This is a genomic window from Streptococcus sp. 'group B' (genome assembly GCF_002073795.1).
Classification (GTDB): Bacteria; Bacillota; Bacilli; order Lactobacillales; family Streptococcaceae; genus Streptococcus; species Streptococcus agalactiae.
Genome location: NZ_CP020432.1, coordinates 295,447 through 313,009, shown reverse-complemented (window position 1 = coordinate 313,009; position 17,563 = coordinate 295,447). Strand labels below are relative to the sequence as shown.

General features: G+C 35.0%; 20 protein-coding genes. 1 reads left to right on the top strand and 19 read right to left on the bottom strand.

Annotated elements, in window-relative coordinates:
* Positions 1–130 precede the first annotated feature (130 nt).
* Entirely contained in the window at positions 131–1,414 is a 1,284-nt protein-coding gene (tig, locus tag A6J68_RS01825) for a trigger factor (RefSeq protein WP_000107752.1), read from the bottom strand.
* A 156-nt stretch (positions 1,415–1,570) separates the two neighbouring features.
* Here tig and A6J68_RS01820 point away from each other — a divergent pair, with 156 nt between their 5' ends.
* Positions 1,571–2,413, top strand: a complete 843-nt coding sequence (locus tag A6J68_RS01820) for a mechanosensitive ion channel family protein (protein WP_000631143.1) — start codon at positions 1,571–1,573, stop codon at positions 2,411–2,413.
* 36 nt (positions 2,414–2,449) lie between these two features.
* On the opposite strand, the gene A6J68_RS01815 is transcribed toward A6J68_RS01820, so the two are convergent.
* From A6J68_RS01815 to A6J68_RS01730, 18 genes are all read right to left on the bottom strand, one after another.
* Positions 2,450–3,019, bottom strand: a complete 570-nt coding sequence (locus tag A6J68_RS01815; protein ID WP_000599671.1) for a TIGR01440 family protein — start codon at positions 3,017–3,019, stop codon at positions 2,450–2,452.
* A complete protein-coding gene (locus A6J68_RS01810; protein ID WP_001224405.1) occupies positions 3,016–3,480 on the bottom strand; it encodes an ECF transporter S component in 465 nt (154 codons plus the stop codon). Before A6J68_RS01810 ends, A6J68_RS01815 begins: the two co-directional genes overlap by 4 nt.
* Positions 3,481–3,489: 9 nt before the next feature.
* Positions 3,490–4,248 carry a bifunctional hydroxymethylpyrimidine kinase/phosphomethylpyrimidine kinase gene (locus A6J68_RS01805; protein ID WP_000857672.1) on the bottom strand — a complete coding sequence of 253 codons (759 nt, stop codon included), beginning with the start codon at positions 4,246–4,248 and terminating at the stop codon, positions 3,490–3,492.
* Entirely contained in the window at positions 4,211–4,987 is a 777-nt protein-coding gene (gene truA / locus A6J68_RS01800) for a tRNA pseudouridine(38-40) synthase TruA (protein WP_000199170.1), read from the bottom strand. The genes A6J68_RS01805 and truA overlap by 38 nt, the downstream gene beginning before the upstream one ends.
* A gap of 70 nt (positions 4,988–5,057) precedes the next feature.
* The gene (locus tag A6J68_RS01795; RefSeq protein WP_000256869.1) at positions 5,058–6,305 is read right to left on the bottom strand and encodes a PLP-dependent aminotransferase family protein; all 1,248 of its coding nucleotides are present in this window, start codon (positions 6,303–6,305) and stop codon (positions 5,058–5,060) included.
* 117 nt (positions 6,306–6,422) lie between these two features.
* Positions 6,423–7,538 carry a molecular chaperone DnaJ gene (gene dnaJ, locus A6J68_RS01790; RefSeq protein ID WP_001066280.1) on the bottom strand — a complete coding sequence of 372 codons (1,116 nt, stop codon included), beginning with the start codon at positions 7,536–7,538 and terminating at the stop codon, positions 6,423–6,425.
* 288 nt (positions 7,539–7,826) lie between these two features.
* Positions 7,827–9,656 (bottom strand): molecular chaperone DnaK, encoded by a 1,830-nt coding sequence (gene dnaK, locus A6J68_RS01785; protein ID WP_000034648.1) that lies wholly within the window; start codon positions 9,654–9,656, stop codon positions 7,827–7,829.
* A 180-nt stretch (positions 9,657–9,836) separates the two neighbouring features.
* Entirely contained in the window at positions 9,837–10,409 is a 573-nt protein-coding gene (gene grpE / locus A6J68_RS01780) for a nucleotide exchange factor GrpE (protein WP_001869793.1), read from the bottom strand.
* Positions 10,410–10,411: 2 nt separating this feature from the next.
* A complete protein-coding gene (gene hrcA, locus A6J68_RS01775) occupies positions 10,412–11,446 on the bottom strand; it encodes a heat-inducible transcriptional repressor HrcA (RefSeq protein WP_001873813.1) in 1,035 nt (344 codons plus the stop codon).
* A 142-nt stretch (positions 11,447–11,588) separates the two neighbouring features.
* Entirely contained in the window at positions 11,589–12,164 is a 576-nt protein-coding gene (locus A6J68_RS01770; RefSeq protein WP_001231504.1) for a glycoside hydrolase family 73 protein, read from the bottom strand.
* Positions 12,161–12,913: a M15 family metallopeptidase gene (locus tag A6J68_RS01765; RefSeq protein WP_000739666.1), complete on the bottom strand. Its 753-nt coding sequence runs from the start codon at positions 12,911–12,913 to the stop codon at positions 12,161–12,163. Before A6J68_RS01765 ends, A6J68_RS01770 begins: the two co-directional genes overlap by 4 nt.
* Complete coding sequence (locus A6J68_RS01760) at positions 12,910–13,602, bottom strand: histidine phosphatase family protein (protein WP_000049277.1); 693 nt, start codon at positions 13,600–13,602, stop codon at positions 12,910–12,912. Before A6J68_RS01760 ends, A6J68_RS01765 begins: the two co-directional genes overlap by 4 nt.
* Positions 13,603–13,723: 121 nt before the next feature.
* Positions 13,724–14,203, bottom strand: coding sequence for a sigma-70 family RNA polymerase sigma factor (locus tag A6J68_RS01755; protein ID WP_001204193.1), 480 nt, complete (start codon positions 14,201–14,203; stop codon positions 13,724–13,726).
* Between the two features lie 199 nt (positions 14,204–14,402).
* Positions 14,403–14,822 carry a YjdF family protein gene (locus A6J68_RS01750; protein WP_000784700.1) on the bottom strand — a complete coding sequence of 140 codons (420 nt, stop codon included), beginning with the start codon at positions 14,820–14,822 and terminating at the stop codon, positions 14,403–14,405.
* A 219-nt stretch (positions 14,823–15,041) separates the two neighbouring features.
* Positions 15,042–15,593, bottom strand: coding sequence for a nucleotidyltransferase family protein (locus A6J68_RS01745; protein ID WP_000161849.1), 552 nt, complete (start codon positions 15,591–15,593; stop codon positions 15,042–15,044).
* Positions 15,594–16,382: 789 nt separating this feature from the next.
* On the bottom strand, positions 16,383–16,727 hold the full coding sequence (locus A6J68_RS01740; protein ID WP_000073534.1) for a hypothetical protein: 345 nt from the start codon (positions 16,725–16,727) through the stop codon (positions 16,383–16,385).
* Positions 16,720–17,160: a hypothetical protein gene (locus tag A6J68_RS01735; protein ID WP_000716196.1), complete on the bottom strand. Its 441-nt coding sequence runs from the start codon at positions 17,158–17,160 to the stop codon at positions 16,720–16,722. The genes A6J68_RS01740 and A6J68_RS01735 overlap by 8 nt, the downstream gene beginning before the upstream one ends.
* A 150-nt stretch (positions 17,161–17,310) precedes the next feature.
* Entirely contained in the window at positions 17,311–17,514 is a 204-nt protein-coding gene (locus A6J68_RS01730; protein WP_000840976.1) for a hypothetical protein, read from the bottom strand.
* Positions 17,515–17,563 lie beyond the last annotated feature (49 nt).

Here is a 17,563-nt window from a genome sequence, read left to right as displayed (position 1 = left end):
AGAAAATAGATAAGTCATATTTTCAAATTTTCGCTATTTACTATTTTACGCTATTTTTAGCTATTCGTCAAAAGAATAATCACAAATAAAAAGACTGGGAAGCCCAATCTTTTCAAAATTTAATAAGCAATTATTTTACAGTAGCTGAGCTAGTGATAACGTCAACCGCTTTTTTCATTGCAATATCATGTTTAAGCATATCTGCTGAAAGTAGACCGCGTACTTGGTCAGCTTCCATATTATATTCTGAAGCAAGATCTGTGATTTCTTTTTCGATTTCTTCATCTGTTGCTTCAAAGCCTTCTGCAGCTGCAATTGCTTCAATAACAAGGTTAGTTTTAACGCGTTTGTCAGCATCTGCTTGGTATTGCTTATGAAGGTCTTCTTCAGTTGTACCTGTTAATTGGAAGTACATTTCTGGTGAAATTCCTTGACGTTGCATATTACCCATGAACTCATTCATAGCACGATGTACTTCATCATGGACCATTTCTTCTGGTAATTCAACAATTTCTGCATTGGCAACAGCTAATTCGATTGCTACACCTTCAACTGCATCATCAAATGCAATTTCTTTTGCTGATTCTAGCTCTTTGCGATATTTCGCTTTCAACTCATCAAGTGTTTCAACTTCATCATCAATATCTTTTGCAAGTTCATCATCAAGTGCTGGAACTTCTTTAGTTTTTACTTCATGAATTGTTGTAACAAATTTAGCATCTTTACCAGCAAGATCTTCTGCTTGATAATCTTCTGGGAATGTTACATTAACGTCTACAGTTTGACCAGCTTTAGAACCTACTAATTGTTCTTCAAATCCTGGGATAAATTGACCTGAACCAAGTTCAAGTGAGAAGTTATCTCCTTTACCACCATCAAATTCAACACCATCAACTGAACCTACAAAGTCAATAACAACTGTATCACCTTGTGCTGCTTCACCATCTTTAACAGTCAATTCTGCAAGGTTGTTACGCTCACGTTCAACTTTAGCATCAACTTCTTCATCTGAAACTTCTTTTGAAGCATCAACTTCTACTGAAAGGTCTTTGTAATCCCCAAGTTTAACTTCTGGTTTTGTAACAACTTCAGCTGTCAACTTCCAATCTTGACCTTTTTCCATTGATACAACATCAATTTTTGGTTGAGCAACAACGTCTAAACCAAGTTCTGCAACAGCTGCTTCGTAAGCCTTTGGCAACACTAAATTCAATGCATTTTCGTAGAGTGCTTCTTCACCAAATTTTTGGTTGAAAACTGTACGAGGCATATGTCCTTTACGGAATCCTGGAACGTTCAAATCTTTTTTAACTTTGTTGAATGCTTGATCAAGAGCTGGCTTGATCTCATCTTGACTAATTGTAAATGTGATAATACCACGGTTTGTAGCTTTATTTTCAAATGATGTAGACATTAAGTCATTTCTCCTTAAAATTATTTAGATACAGTTTAGTTTACCATAATTTAAAACGTTTTACAAAGTTTTTATGCAAAAAAGAAGCTTTAAACTGCTTAACGATAAGCTTTTAAAATACTTGCTCTATGGCTTTTTTTTTACTAGACTATTACTATGATTACTTTAGAAAAATTTATTGACCATCTTAATGTAGAGGAAGTTTTATTTACTTTCTTCACCAAACTAATATCAATCTTATTATTAATCATTGCATTCGTTATCGTTAGGCAAGTCATCAATTATCTTTTCGAAAAGACTGTTAATCGCTCACTCGCCTTTTCTAGACAAAAAGTAGCTCGTCAAAAAACATTAGCTAAACTTTCTCACAATGTTTTAAACTATACCCTTTATTTCTTTCTATTCTATTGGATTTTAAGTATATTGGGCGTTCCAATTTCTAGTTTATTAGCTGGGGCTGGTATTGCTGGGGTTGCTATTGGACTTGGTGCTCAAGGCTTCTTATCAGATGTTGTCAATGGCTTTTTTATTCTGCTAGAAAACCAATTTGATGTTGGTGATATTATTAATGTTGGTGCTGTATCAGGCACTGTTACTAATGTTGGGATACGCACCACACAAATTCATGATTTCGATGGAACCTTACACTTCATTCCTAATCGTAATATTACAATTGTCAGCAATAAGTCTCGTAGCAATATGCGTGCTCAAATTGATATTCCTTTATTTGTTCATACAAACCTTGATCAGATTTCTGATATTGTAACAAAAATCAATGAAGAGTATGTTTCAAAACATCCTGCTATCGTTGGAGAGCCTACTGTTTTTGGTCCTACAACCAATGCTAATGGTCAATTTGTTTATCGTATTAATATCTTCACGCAAAACGGTGCTCAGTTTGACATCTATGCTGAATTTTACAAACTTTATCAAAAAGCTATTCTTGAAGAAGGTATTGACTTACCAACATACAATTTCTCCAATAACCACTCTCGTTGAGATAAACAATAAACCTCTGCATAGCAGAGGTTTATTTTAAAATTTACGGATTGGATCGCTCGTATATCCTGCTCTAGCACCGCCAATTAATTTAGGACGACTAGCTAGTGCTGTAACGTGTGCCCCTCCCAACTCACGACTAATTGGAATCAAGGGAACTTGTACTCTCTTGATATGCATTCCAATAGAAGTATCTCCAATATCAATTCCAGCATGTGCCACAATTTCTTCAACCTCAACTGGTGATGTCATCAACTTAAAAGCTGCAACCTGACCACTACCGCCAGCATGTAGATTAGGAACAACATTAACGACTTCCAACTGTTGACGTTCAGCCAATTCTGCTTCAACAACCAACGCCCTATTAACATGTTCACAACCTTGAACTGCTAAATAGATGCCGCGTGAATGTAACTCTTTGAGGATAACTTCAACGATAATTTCACCAATTTCAGAACTAGAATTTTTTCCAATTAAACCACCAGAAACCTCACTAGATGATAGACCTAGTACAAAAATTTGACCTTTTTTAAGAGCACTACGCTCAATAATATCAACTACAATAGCTTTAGTTTCCTGCTTTAACTTATTATAATCTAGTATCATTTCTTCACTCTTTCTAGAGACTTATTAAGAGCAAAACCAACGACCATACCAACCATATTTTGCATAATATTGCCAGGAATATCTGGTAAAACAGCTCCCCAACCATACATCAATCCACTAGCTATAGCATAACCTAATACCATAACAAGAGTTGCACTAATAAGACCTAAAAGACGTCTTCTACCTGGTAAACCCGCTAAATACCCTTGCGCCCCATGAATCAATAAACTAAAGAACATCCAATTGGGATAACCTTTCAATAAATCAATTAAAAAACCAGCTAAGGCACCTACCACAGCCCCTTCTTTTTTGCCAAAGTAAAAGGCAGCAAAGAATATTCCAGCATCTAGTAATGTCAAAAAACCTGTTGGTGTCGGAATACTTATAAACATCCCCAATACAATAGATATAGCTGTTACAATTGCCAATTGAACCAATTGACTAGTTTTCTCTTTCCTCATTAAAATCTCCTAAAAATGTTGGACAACTCCGTACTTATCCGATGCTTTAATAGCTTGATAGACGAAACCTTTAGACATTTTGACTGCATCTTCTACATTTTTACCCATAGCTAATTGGCTGGCAATACTTGACGCAAATGTACATCCAGCACCTGTATTATTGGCATCTACTACAGGAAAAACATAGGTTTCAAAACGTTCACCATCATAGTAAAGGTCTGTAGCCTCTTCAGCATTTAAACGGTTGCCCCCTTTGATAACAACATGTTTAGCCCCCATATCGTAAAGTTTCTCAGCAGCAATTTTCATTTGATCTAAGTTTTCAATTGAAAGACCCGTCAATAATTGAGTCTCTACTAAATTAGGAGTAATCACATCAGCATATGGGAAAAACGCAATTAGCTGCTCACGTAATTGGCTAACTTCTAAATCATGATTTTCTTTACAAACTAAGACTGGGTCTAAGACTACTGGACATTCTTGTTTTGATTTTACAAATTCCAAAACAACTTGTGCTGTTTCTACATTGGGAAGCAATCCTAGTTTAATAGACCCAAACTCTACATCTTTTAAACTTTCTAGTTGCTGCTTTAGTATAGATGCCTCTATAGGAATGACTTCAAACCCTTTATCTGACATTGCTGTTAAGCATGTTACTGCCACAAAACCATGTAATTTATTAACAACGTAAGTTGCTAAATCTGCATGCAAGCCGCCGCCAGAGAAAATATCATTTCCTGAAATTGCTAAAACATTCCTCGTCTTCATAAATAATCTCCTTCAAATATAAACCATTTCCTGCCGCAGTTGGACCTGCTAAATCCCGATTTTTAGCCTGTAAAATTGTTTTGATTTGGCTAATAGGCATGCGTCCATTACCAATTTTTAGCAGGGTACCAACCATATTACGCACCTGTTTATACAAAAAACCATTTCCTGTAAAGGTAAAAATTAAAAGATTTTTAGACGCTTCAAACTGAATTTTCGCATCAAAAATAGTACGTACTTTATTTTCTACACTCGTACCTGAAGCAGTAAAGCCTGTAAAGTCATGGGTGCCTACTAAATCTTTAATAGCTTCTTGCATAAGCTCAATAATGACAGGATAAGGGTAATGTGTTGCATAGTTTCTCATCATAGGATTTTTCGGCCTACCGATATCTACTAAAAACTCATAAGTTTTAATGTGTTTATCATATCGACAATGAAAATCATCAGACACTTGCTCTACTTTAACAATATCAATATCGTCTGGACACTGTGTATCTAAACCAAAGCGTAATTTTTCTACATCACGCGCCTGTGGTAAATCAAAATGAATAACTTGTCCATAAGCATGAACACCAGCATCTGTGCGACCAGCACCATAGATTATCACATCGTTCCCGCTATTTAGGCGCTTAAGAGTTCTCTCAATTTCTTCTTGAACTGTCCTACAATTTGGTTGTCTTTGGAAGCCTGAAAAAGCTGAACCATCATAAGAAATCTGTGCCTTATACCTTGTCATGGGTTTATTTTACCACCTTTCATTTATGAAAACTATAATATCTATTTTAAACTGTCCCCCTACAATTATACTACAACGATCCCAAGAACTGCTTTAAGCAGGAATCATTTTTTACTTGTAAGAGAGATTGATGCGATTTTTGACAAAAATAATTTTCCAAAGTATCGCCGTATTGCCGTAATATTTTGAAGTTATCGAGTTTCGAACAATCAAATAATACACTATCGTGATGTAAACTATATGGGGGTAGATTAGGGTGATCAGCTAAAATAGATTTTGAATTTGCAAGGTCTTTCTGATAACGATATTTCAAATATTGACTATTCTTAGCATAAAGGCCATTTTCAATATAAAGCGCTAATGCTTTTTGTAAAATCAGATTAGTATCATAATCCATCAACTTCTTGTAAGCCATAAATGTTGATTTTAAAGCTTGTGGTAAACAAATCGCAGCTAATCTTAAAGCAGGGAAAATAGCCTTTGAAAAAGATTTTAGATAAATAACACGCCCGTGAGTATCATAATAATGTAATGGTGACTGACTTGCAAAATCAGACATATAGTCATCTTCCACAATATAAACATCATACTTCTCTGCCATCTCTATTAATCTTTTCATCTCTACCGGATTATAGGATGTTCCCAAAGGATTATGCATGCGAGGTATAACATAAAAAAACTTAATTGATTGTGTCTGGAAAATCTCCTCTAAGCGCTGAAAATCAATTCCATGAGTACCTCGAGGAATAGTTTCATAGGGTAAATTTTGTGTTTTGATTAGTTCAATCATACGAGGATAAGTCGGTTCTTCTATTAAAACTCGAGATTTTCGATTTGGAAAGGTAACCTGTGTCAAAATAAATAATGCCTGTTGAGTACCAGCCGTAATAACAATATCATCAAGGGGAACATAGACCCCTGTTTCTTCCATTAATTTAGCCACTGCTTTACTTAAATCAAGAAGACCTTCTTGACGATAGTAATAATTGAAAAGGTAATCTTCCCTACCAATAAGGGTCTCATTCAAACACAATCTAAAATCATCATAAGCTATATTTGCAATCTCAGAGTTTGGTAAACTAACCCCTTCTTCAACTTCCTCTTGATGAGAATCAAAGACGTAATAGCCTGACCTAGGCTTTGCATAGATATAATTATCAAAACGCAATTCCATCAAAACTCGTTGCACTGTATCTTTGTTACAGGAAAATTGATTAGCTAACTGTCTTATAGATGGTAGGCGATCTCCTGGAGCCAACTTACCATTTTGTATAGAAGCTATCAAATATGAGCGAATCTCTTCAACTTTGGTTACCATAAAAATTGTCCCCCTACAATATTAGATTCATTGTACTGTAAAATTTAGGTTCAAGCAATCCCTCTAGCAATAACTACAAAAAAGTCTAGAATACTTTCGATTCTAGACTTTTATTTTTTAATCAACATCTAAAGCATCTTTGACTTTATCAAAGAAACCTTTCTTCTTCGGATGTACCATCTTATCTCCACTTGCCTCTGCAAAAGCGTGCAATGCCTCTTTTTGAGCATCATTCAATTTAGTAGGAGTTACGATGTTAACAGTAACATGCTGATCACCTTGTCCACCCCCTCGAAGTTTAGGGGCACCTTTTCCGCGAAGACGGAACGTTTTTCCTGTCTGAGTACCAGCAGGAATTGACATTTCTACCGCTCCATGGACAGTAGGTATATCAATTGTATCACCCAAAGCAGCTTGGACAAAGCCAATATTCAAAGTATAATAAATTGTTGATCCATTACGCTCAAACTGTTGGCTTGGGAGAACGTTAATAATAACAAAGAGATCACCATAAGGACCACCATTGAAGCCAGCTTCTCCTTGTCCTGTTAAACGAATTTGTTGCCCAGTTTCAACTCCTGCAGGTATTTTAACTGATACTTTATGCGTCTTCTTCTCATGACCAGTTCCATGACATGTTGGACATTTCTCTTTGATTTCTTGACCACTACCCTGACAAACATCACAAGTCACTTGGCGACGCATTGTTCCTAGAGGTGTTTGTGTATCAACATTAATCACACCCGAACCATGACACTTTTGACAAGTCACAGGGCTAGTACCTGGCTTAGCTCCACTTCCTGAACAAGTATGACATGATGACTCCCGATTATAAGATACTTCTTTTTCAGCTCCAAAGATAGCTTCTTCAAAACTTAAATTAACACGATATTGTAGGTCATCTCCTTGACGTGGTGCATTAGGATTGCGCATCCCTCCTCCACCAAAAAAGCTTGAGAAGATGTCTTCAAAACCACCAAAGCCACCACCATCGAAGCCACCAAAACCGCCATTTGCCCCAGCAGCGCCATATTGATCATAGGCAGCACGTTTTTGTGTATCACTCAAGGTTTCATAAGCTTCTTGAACCTCTTTATATTTTTCCTCTGCTCCCGCTTCCTTATTAATATCTGGATGGTATTTCTTAGACATCCTACGGTAAGCTTTTTTTATTTCGTCCTGAGAAGCATCTTTTGAAACGCCAAGACGATCATAAAATTCTGTATTGTTCATTATCTAATCCTTTATATTTTGTTCATATACTACACTTGAAGAGATTAACAATTATTCTTGCCCAGTTACAGCTCTAAATAGTTAACATATATATGACACTTAATAAAACAGACGGAGCGAGGCGCCCCGCCTATTTATTATTAATATGTTTTTATTTAGTGATAGCGAAATTAGCTTATGTAATCTGAAACTTATCTAGATTATTGAGCAACCCCTATCACGAAGAACTTTACTATGCTAGTATAGTTTTCATGCTTATATTCAAATGAATCTGAACAATATTAATAATTATTTCTCAGTGAATTCGCCATCTACAACATCATCACCCTTGCTTGATGAATCAGCTGATTGTGCACCTTCAGCCCCTTGAGCTGCTTGTTGTGCTGCAGCTGCTTGTTCGTAAAGTTTAACTGCAAGAGCTTGTGCTTTTTCGTTAAGAGCTTCAAGTTTAGCTTTCATGTCGTCAAGGTTACCTGATTCTTGAGCTTTTTTCAACTCATCAAGTGCTGATTGCGCTGCATCGCGTTCTGTATCAAAGCCTTTACCTTCAGTTTCTTTAATAGTTTTTTCTGTTGCAAAGATGGCTTGGTCAACTTCATTTTTAAGATCAACTTCTTCTTTACGTTTTGCATCTGCTTCAGCATTTGCTTCAGCATCTTTCATCATTTTATCAATTTCTTCATCAGTTAATCCTGAATTAGATTGGATAACAATGTGTTGTTCTTTTTGAGTACCGAGATCTTTAGCTTTAACAGATACAATACCATTTTTATCGATATCAAATGTTACTTCAATTTGTGGGATTCCACGAGGTGCAGCTGGGATATCAGTCAATTGGAAGCGACCGAGTGTTTTGTTATCTGCTGCCATTGGGCGTTCACCTTGAAGAACATGGATATCAACGGCTGGTTGGTTGTCTGCTGCTGTTGAGAAGACTTGTGATTTAGATGTTGGGATAGTTGTGTTGCGGTCGATCAATTTAGTGAAGACACCACCCATTGTTTCAATACCAAGTGACAATGGTGTTACGTCAAGAAGTACAACGTCTTTCACATCCCCAGTGATAACACCACCTTGGATAGCAGCACCCATGGCAACCACTTCATCAGGGTTAACAGATTTATTTGGTTCTTTACCAGTTTCAGCTTTTACAGCTTCAACAACTGCTGGGATACGTGTTGATCCACCAACGAGGATAACTTCATCAATTTCTGACAATGACAAGCCTGCATCTGAAAGAGCTTGACGAACTGGAGTTTTCGTACGTTCAACAAGGTCACGAGTGAGATCGTCAAATTTAGCACGTGATAAGCTCATCTCCAAGTGAAGAGGACCAGCAGAACCAGCAGTGATGAACGGTAATGAAATTTGAGTTTGAGTTACACCTGAAAGGTCTTTTTTAGCTTTTTCAGCAGCATCTTTCAAGCGTTGAAGAGCCATTTTGTCTTGAGAAAGATCAATACCATTTTCTTTCTTGAATTCTTCTACCAAGAAATCAATAATTTTCTGGTCAAAGTCGTCACCACCAAGTTTGTTATCACCTGCTGTTGCAAGAACGTCGAAGACACCATCACCTAATTCAAGGATTGATACGTCAAATGTACCACCACCAAGGTCAAAAACTAAGATTTTTTCATCCTTGTCAGTCTTGTCCATACCATAAGCAAGTGCGGCTGCTGTTGGTTCGTTAACGATACGTTCTACTTCAAGACCTGCAATTTTACCAGCGTCTTTAGTTGCCTGACGTTGTGCATCGTTGAAGTAAGCTGGAACAGTAATAACTGCTTTTTCTACTTTTTCTCCAAGATAGTCTTCAGCATAACCTTTAAGGTATTGAAGAATCATTGCTGAAATTTCTTGAGGAGTATATTCTTTACCATTTGCAGAAACTTTTTCAGAAGTTCCCATCTTTGATTTGATAGAGATAACAGTATCTGGATTTGTTACCGCTTGACGTTTTGCAGCATCACCCACGATAATCTCACCATTTTTGAATGATACTACTGAAGGAGTTGTACGATTGCCTTCTGGGTTAGCAATGATTTTTGATTCAGTCCCTTCAAGAACTGCTACTGCTGAGTTTGTTGTACCTAAGTCAATACCAATAATTTTAGACATGTTAATACCTCTTATTTTATAATACTTTATTACTTTTTATTTCAATTTATCTTAGTAAGCACTCGAATTATTTTACTTCCAATTCTAAGCAATCACTATAGTTTAATCAGCAAGCTGAATAGCTTCTAACTTGCTATCTAGTTTACTGTCATTACGGACAAAAACGAAAACTCATTTACCTTAGTTATAGACAACTACCATCGCTGGTCTTAGCAGACGCTCGTGCAATTTATATCCCTTTTGAAAGACTTCTGCAATGCTATCGGCTGGATGTTCATCATCGGCTGGGAGGGTCTGAACTGCCATATGAAAGTTGTGGTCAAATGAGTCGACTTCTACTTCTTCTACGCCTTCTTCCTTTAGTGCTTGAATAAGGCTATCACGAGTCATTTCTAAACCTTTTTTAACATCATCTGTCAACCCTTCAACAGCCAAGGCACGTTCTAGATTGTCAAGCGATGGTAAGATTGCTTTTGCCAGATCCTGAGAACGATAGCGTTGAAGTTGTTGACGTTCTTCACTAGAGCGACGCTGTATATTCTGCATTTCTGCATGAGCACGCAAGTATTTATTTTCAAACTCATCAGCACGCTCGTTTGCGAGTTCTAACTCTGATTTTTCAGGAATTTCTTCAATAACTTCCTCAACTATCTCTTCAGTTTCAGTGGCTTCCACTTCTTCCTGTAAATCGTCTTTTTTAATTTCTTCTGACACTGAGTGCCTCCTTTTAAATAACTTATTGAATACTGCCATTATCAGTGAACTTCATAATGGTTAGAATTTAGGTATCGATAATAATCACCTAATTTAGCAGCCAATACCTTTCCGATAATGTTTACCAAACTAACAGACCTACGATAATCCATATCAATAGGACCAATCAAACTCAGGAGTCCAAATCCACGGTAAGGAATCAAAAATTTGTGAGTTAAAACTGACACATCTGCAAGTGCGGCTTCTTGACTATCTGCCACTTGGACAGAAGCCATCTCACTCTCTTTCAGACCTTGCCTCAAAGAAATTGCTACTTGCTGCTCATTATCCAAAAACTGATACGTTGATAGATCTGAATATGTTAAAGAATTTACCTTGCCAGCTACAAATACCGTTTCCAAAAACAGCTCTGAAAAAACATAATCAAATAGTTGTAAAACATTATCCGTAGTTACAAAATACTTCTGAACGATCTGAGGAATTTCTGTCCTCAACTTATAATGAATATCCATGACACTACCATCCAGCAAGCGCTCCTCTACGATAGCTTTAAATGCTATCAAGTCACGTGTCAAAAAGTTTCTTGGAATAGCAAACTGCACTGTCACTGGCTTAGATTCATCTAAAGTCATGACTGCTAGAGCATCATGGTTGCTAAGCTGAACAACATCAAACCCTGTCAAACGTTGACGAGCTGGCTCCACATCTAAAATAACGGATGTATAGCCCGTCATCTCCGATAAAATATGACTAGCTTTTTGAAGCATGTCTTCTAATTTGAATGCTTCAAAGTCAAAAGCTTTTATAACATGATAAATATCTTGCTCATCAATACTATCTAGTCTAAGGGAGTGCTCTACAAAATACTTAAAACCAGCTGGACTCGGCATCCGTCCACTAGAAGTGTGTGCTTTTTCCAATAACCCCAACTTCTCTAGTTTTGCCATATCATTACGAATAGTGGCGCTACTAGAATCAATCGTTCTCTGTAAAGCTTTAGACCCTACTGGTTCATGAGTTTGTGTAAATAACTCAACGATTAAATTCAAAATATCATTTTGACGTTGTGTAATCACAAAAACATCACCCCTCTCGGTCTTTCTGAAATTAGCACTCTTACACATCGACTGCTAACTATGATTTTATTATACTCCTTTTTAAAAGATAGTCAAGGAAAAAACATCAAAAATTAGCACTCTTATTCAAAGAGTGCTAATATCACTTATCATATCTTGTTAAATCATACAAATCAATGATTTCCGTCATTTTTTTAGCGTACTTTTTGTCATTATCAAAACCACTATCTTGTAATTTTTGCACTAAAGTTTTTGGATTTTTAACAGACACCATTATAGTATATGAATCTTTTTTGCCTGTCGCTCCAGATTTTATATGAGCAAGGTAATCATACATTGAATACTTCCAAGATTTATAATGAGTAAATTGCTTTTCCTGTTTTTTTCCTGTACTACTATCATTTAAGGTAATTGAGGGCGTTCCTGGTTCTGCAAGCAAACCAAACAGATTATGATACTTATTAGCTAATATTTTCTCTCCGAAATCAGAATCCAAAGCCGCCTGTGCAATAATAAATGAAGGACGAATACCGTACGACTTTCCTAGATCTTGCGCATCTGGCACAATTTTTTGTATAAATTCTTCTTTGGTGTAGGTAACACTCTGCCTAGAATTAGCATCTACTTTTCCCTTATGGTTTAAAAGCGGAAAAAGAATAAAGAAAAAGAAAATAAAAGTAACAACAATAAAATTTAGCAAGGAAAAACGTTTCCTCATTGGTTATTCTCCTTTAATAAAGTTATGTATTCTTCTAATGTTAAATGATGTTTGACCATATATTTTGCAGACTCTACCCCAACATAGCGGTAATGCCAATCTTCATAACCTACCCCTGTTTCTGCTGTTTTACCATCCGGAAACCGTAAGACAAAACCATATTGTGGAGCTATCTTTTTCAACTGACTGACTACTCTAGGATCGCTCTCATTCAAAGAATCTACAGTACTCATATCCATCGCTAATCCAGTCTGGTGTTCACTAGCACCTGCAGGCTGAGAGTAAGTTTTTACCAACTTTTCTGCTTGTCCCCTCGTCAAATTAGGGTTACTAGTCATCTCTTGAGTAACATAAGAATTGAACAACTTCTCCTGATAGGCAACACTACGATAACCCGAAATTAAATGTTCTCGTGAATCAATTGCTCTAGCAGCCTCTAAAAACTGAGTAGCTTGCTTCGTAATACGTTTATCCAAATAAATATTTTCAACAGGCACCACATCTGGACTTAATTCTTCATGTTTATGGTCACGATTGACCAAAATCAAGTTCCAATCTTTTGATGATACAGCTGGTAATCGTAATTTCTTATTTCTTTTTTGAGAGGATGTCTTTTTTATATCCTCATTCCTCAACTTTTGAGATGATGATTGTTGACTGTTAGGCTTCAATAAAGCAAAAAGACTAAAGCATAGTATCGCAAGTAGAACACCAACTAAACTGAATCGGATAATTTTATTTTTTTTCATTGCAATGTTTTTTCTAAAATTTCTCTTCCTTTTTCTCGATAGGACATATCCCCAATAGATTGAATAGAAAATGTTCCATCTTCAAAATCAACGACTGAGACACTACCATTATCTAAGCCTAAACTACGAGGGGTACTATGGTCGATTAACCATAAAAAAGTCGCAATAGTCATCCCATGACTGACAACAATCGCATTACCTCCCCCAATATCCTCTATTTTTTTAGCTATAGCAGTGAAGCCTGACAGAATACGGTTACTCAATATTGCCCACGGTTCTGCCCAGCCAGCCGTATCAACTTGACAAATCAAATTAGCAATTTCTTCGTGTGTCAAATGGCTCATATCTCCGTTTGAAACTCGAGGCAGAACGCCATTAAAAAGGTCGCCATCATATCCTCCATCCAAACTACCAAAGCACCACTCGCGGATTCGTTTATCTCTCGTATAGGGAATATTTTCTTGTTGCACTTCCCTGAGAATAATTTCCATAGTTTGTAAAGTACGTCCACTATCACTAGAAAAAGCCTCTTTAAAACTAATATTTGAAGCCTTTAGTCCCCAACCAAGCTCTTTAATCCCGAGTTCTCCAAAAGTAGTTAAAGGAGTATCACTCCACCCCTGAGCACGACCAATTGTATTAAACATTGTTTTACCATGACGAGCGATATATAAACGAACTTTACTCATACTGACACCTCACAAGCATTTTATTATATTATAACAAAAAACAAAGGCTTTCACAGGAATATATCAGCGAACTTTCCCTATAAAAAAATTCTGCAGCTATCTACTGCAGAAATAAAATCGATTAATCCGCTTTAAAAGCATTGAAAAAAGGTTGAATATTTCGTATGAATTTTTTCTTCCCCGCAAAACGTTCACCATTAATCAGTTTTTCAAATTTTTCTTTATCAATATCTGACAAAGTTTCTTCCACTTTTGTTAAAGTATCACGATAAGCAATATAGTCATCTAAAACTAGTCCTTTACTCTTAACATAATGACTAACTTCACTGATTTCTTCATAAGGCATTTTATTAAATTGTCGCTTTTGACAATCTTGGTGTCTTAATACATCGTTTAAATAATTTGAAAATTTTGTTTTAAAGTAAATGAATAGTTTGCTTTCATTATCCAATAAATACGGATGCTCTTCAAGCAACCTAAAAAGTACAATACGTCCTTCTTGAATCCAATCATCATATTCCCAAAGTTGAACAAAATAATTTCTTCTCAGCTTCATTACGATTGGCTTTACTTTATCAAACAACTCCTCAAAATCTCTCAAAACAACTTATTCCTTTCTTAAACATATACTAAGTATAAAAAAAGTAAGGTGATAACAACATGACAATGGTGTCCTTTAAGGAAATGATTTTTTCCCAAAACACATTAATTGAGCATTATCAGACTATTTAGTAACTCATATTAGTTAACATATAAAAAGCTTGAGATGATACTCTCAAGCTTTTTATATGATGACACAATCAATGCCCTTTTTTCTTTTGGTAACGTTTTTCTTGTTTTAATTGGTACCGATGCTTTCTTAACTCATTTTTCTTACATTTCTGACTTAATTGACGTTCGTTTTTTATACTCATATGAATAGTTTTCATCGCCAATTGCGCTTTTGTAGATACTACTGGCTTACGTTTTTCTCTATTAATTTCTCTTTGCATTCTTTTAGGACTTTTTTTGTGTTCATTCGTACGCTTTAGAGAAATATCCGTTTTAACAAACTCGTATTTTTTTATCAAATCATTAAGTTTATGATTTATAAAATTAAAAACATCATCATCTTTAGGTTCTTTTCCAAAAAAATACCGAAAAACTTTGTAATCACCATCATCATCGTACTCAATCAAACCCAACCAAAAATTACCATCAAAATAGACTGTCATTTTCATACAGCCCCCTCCTTTAAATATTAAATTGCAATGGACGACCTGGAGGGAAGGTTACTGACGTTCACTGAACGCTTGCAGACTACCAACTGCAACGTGTTTTTATGCTATAACGATTATAACACAGTACACTATGATTATCGATAAACGACCTTATTAAAGGTCTATACTATTTGTCAGTCTAAAAATTTAAAAGCTGTTAAGCCAACTCCAGTAACGTTATCATTTTTTTATGATTGTTAAACGAGGCCAAATATTATTCCATTTCTTCTTATCCACTCGCTTCAAATAAACATTATAACGTAATAGATCCTCTTCAAAATATGGCGTAGGACTAACAATGAAATTTAATATTTCCTCTTCACCATAAGGGAGGTAAAGTTCGAGTTGATTTCTATCATCTAACCTTTCTCCCACTGCAGTACACTTTTCAGGAAATTTCGAAATAGCATCTTTAGAGCTAGTATACTTTGGGGTATTAGGAGAATGAGTGTTCATGTAAAATTCATTTTTAAGTTCCCAATCGTACTGTGGATAGTTATCCTTTAATTGTTGTTCTAATACCACCGTTTCTTCATAAGAAATATTTTTATCAAAAAATACAACATCAATGTCTGATGTCAATGTCTCATTTATTCCAGAAAGTTTATTCCATATAAAGTTTCTCAATGTGCCAGCACACAGCCAACAATCATTCAGTGGAAGAGATTTTATTATAGCTAAAATCTTCATTATATCAGAATTACATAAAATCATATGATAAATTTTAGTCATTTTATCTCCTTTGCTACATCTCCAGACAATGTTTAAATTTTAATCTTATTATATACCATTATTAGATCAGATAGTAAGATCAACAAGAAATACATCCTTAAATTTTAAACAATTTTTAGTTATTACAATCACGTGATTGAATGCTCCAAGTGTCAATTTAAGATAATTATTATCCCATATATTAAGCAAGAAGAATAATCATCAAGTTAACATATTAAATCAACCAGATAAAGGGATCGCTTTTGATGAAAAGAATTACATTGATGATTTATTGACAAACTGGAATATTAAAAGTATCATTTGATACCAGAATAATTACATAATTAATAAACCATTACTCAGAAAGAATAAAAACAACAATATTGTTATCTCGCCTAATACAAACAATAAACTTACATTTAGTTCACTAAAAATATTTAGCCTATTTCATATGTACAAGGTTATCAAAAGGATATTTAAAACTATGTACCAATATATGACGTTAGATACTAGGTTAAAATATTTTAACTTCTACAGTTCTTTTAAAGATGTCTTCGAAAATACTATAATGGAGCGTACATACTCCAAAATATTAAATTAAAAATAATGAAAATAAACCTTAAGTAAAGGTACATATAAACAAAGTAACTTAGAATGAGGAATCCCGATAACCTTATTTTTAGAAAAATAAAATGTCACTTTTAAAAGTAAACAAACCTTGATTTAACAAGGTTCGAGCTTTAGAAGTTAACTTAAACACTGAGCAATGATGAGCTTTTAGTGATTATAGAGCCACTGCTTCATCATCTTTCAGTAACCTTTCTGATAGGAATTAGTAACACAATGCTCAGAGTGATAACCGCCATTGACATCAGGAACGCGAACCTCTACTTTTTCATCAATAGATTTTAAGGACTTATCTGGTTGCAGGTAGACAATACCATCATTGGGGAGGTTCTGACCGCCTTCGATAACTTTTTTTCCTTTCTTAACAGATTTTGAGAAATCCAATTCAACAGAACTACCTGAGTTCAGTTGTCGTAGCAACTTAGGATTCAATTCATTATATGTAAAGTTACTTGGTCTTTTTGTGTATGTTGATTCTGCTAAAGTAGCAAATAGGTTATCAAAACTTTCTAAGTTCCAATTACTCAAATAATTTACCTCCAATTCGTATAGGTTGTCCTAAATACATATTTTTTAGGTCTAGCCGTCCTTTTTCTATATCAATATCAACTCTCCAACTTGATTCAGAATCATTATTAATCTCCCCAAAAAGTAAAATCCCCTCTCCTCCTCCTTGAGGTGTACCATTTCCCCCTTTACTCCATCGAACATCATTCCAATCAATTTGTACAGATTCTATCTTTTTATTCTGAGATTTTACAAAATCAATTATTTCTTGTTCATGCTCTTTGAGATAAGCTAATTGTTCTTTTTTTGTCATTTTTTTATCTTTCTTCACTTCTGATTGCTTGCTACTTTTTGTTTCATTATACTGACTTTTATGTTCACTATTCATTTGACAGCCTCCTAGTATCATACCAATAAGAACTATTGGTATGATACTTTTTATATGTTTTTTCATTATTTGCACCACCTATTTTATATTTGTATTATCATTAAACCAATAAACAATAAAAAATTACTAGCTTAAGAAATATAAATAGCATCTCTAATATTTTACTCGAAGAATTTTATCTATGAAAACTTCAATTTTTTCAGTTTAATAAACAGTTTATAAGGACTTATTAGGCTGAAGATAGACACTCCCATCATTTGGGAGATTTGAGCCACCTTGGGTGATTTGATTTCCTTTCTTAACATCTTTAGAAAAATTAAACTTAACTGACTCCCCATTTTTTAACTTTTCTCTTTGAAATTCAGTTAATTCTTCTAAAACAAAAGAATTCGATCGAACTGTATTAGCACTTTCTGCCATACTTCAAAATATATCTTCAAATTCCTTAAGATTCCAACATCCCATTATA

What these genes read in the sequence shown, in the direction of transcription:
- A6J68_RS01745 (WP_000161849.1), bottom strand. Translation starts at nt 15,593, where the DNA reads ATGACTAAAATTTATCATATGATTTTATGTAATTCTGATATAATGAAG.
- A6J68_RS01735 (WP_000716196.1), bottom strand. Translation starts at nt 17,160, where the DNA reads ATGAAAAAACATATAAAAAGTATCATACCAATAGTTCTTATTGGTATG.
- A6J68_RS01815 (WP_000599671.1), bottom strand. Translation starts at nt 3,019, where the DNA reads ATGATACTAGATTATAATAAGTTAAAGCAGGAAACTAAAGCTATTGTA.
- A6J68_RS01805 (WP_000857672.1), bottom strand. Translation starts at nt 4,248, where the DNA reads ATGAAGACGAGGAATGTTTTAGCAATTTCAGGAAATGATATTTTCTCT.
- A6J68_RS01810 (WP_001224405.1), bottom strand. Translation starts at nt 3,480, where the DNA reads ATGAGGAAAGAGAAAACTAGTCAATTGGTTCAATTGGCAATTGTAACA.
- A6J68_RS01770 (WP_001231504.1), bottom strand. Translation starts at nt 12,164, where the DNA reads ATGAGGAAACGTTTTTCCTTGCTAAATTTTATTGTTGTTACTTTTATT.
- grpE (WP_001869793.1), bottom strand. Translation starts at nt 10,409, where the DNA reads ATGGCAGTATTCAATAAGTTATTTAAAAGGAGGCACTCAGTGTCAGAA.
- tig (WP_000107752.1), bottom strand. Translation starts at nt 1,414, where the DNA reads ATGTCTACATCATTTGAAAATAAAGCTACAAACCGTGGTATTATCACA.
- A6J68_RS01730 (WP_000840976.1), bottom strand. Translation starts at nt 17,514, where the DNA reads ATGGCAGAAAGTGCTAATACAGTTCGATCGAATTCTTTTGTTTTAGAA.
- truA (WP_000199170.1), bottom strand. Translation starts at nt 4,987, where the DNA reads ATGACAAGGTATAAGGCACAGATTTCTTATGATGGTTCAGCTTTTTCA.
- dnaK (WP_000034648.1), bottom strand. Translation starts at nt 9,656, where the DNA reads ATGTCTAAAATTATTGGTATTGACTTAGGTACAACAAACTCAGCAGTA.
- A6J68_RS01795 (WP_000256869.1), bottom strand. Translation starts at nt 6,305, where the DNA reads ATGGTAACCAAAGTTGAAGAGATTCGCTCATATTTGATAGCTTCTATA.
- A6J68_RS01820 (WP_000631143.1), top strand. Translation starts at nt 1,571, where the DNA reads ATGATTACTTTAGAAAAATTTATTGACCATCTTAATGTAGAGGAAGTT.
- dnaJ (WP_001066280.1), bottom strand. Translation starts at nt 7,538, where the DNA reads ATGAACAATACAGAATTTTATGATCGTCTTGGCGTTTCAAAAGATGCT.
- A6J68_RS01750 (WP_000784700.1), bottom strand. Translation starts at nt 14,822, where the DNA reads ATGAAAATGACAGTCTATTTTGATGGTAATTTTTGGTTGGGTTTGATT.
- A6J68_RS01760 (WP_000049277.1), bottom strand. Translation starts at nt 13,602, where the DNA reads ATGAGTAAAGTTCGTTTATATATCGCTCGTCATGGTAAAACAATGTTT.
- A6J68_RS01765 (WP_000739666.1), bottom strand. Translation starts at nt 12,913, where the DNA reads ATGAAAAAAAATAAAATTATCCGATTCAGTTTAGTTGGTGTTCTACTT.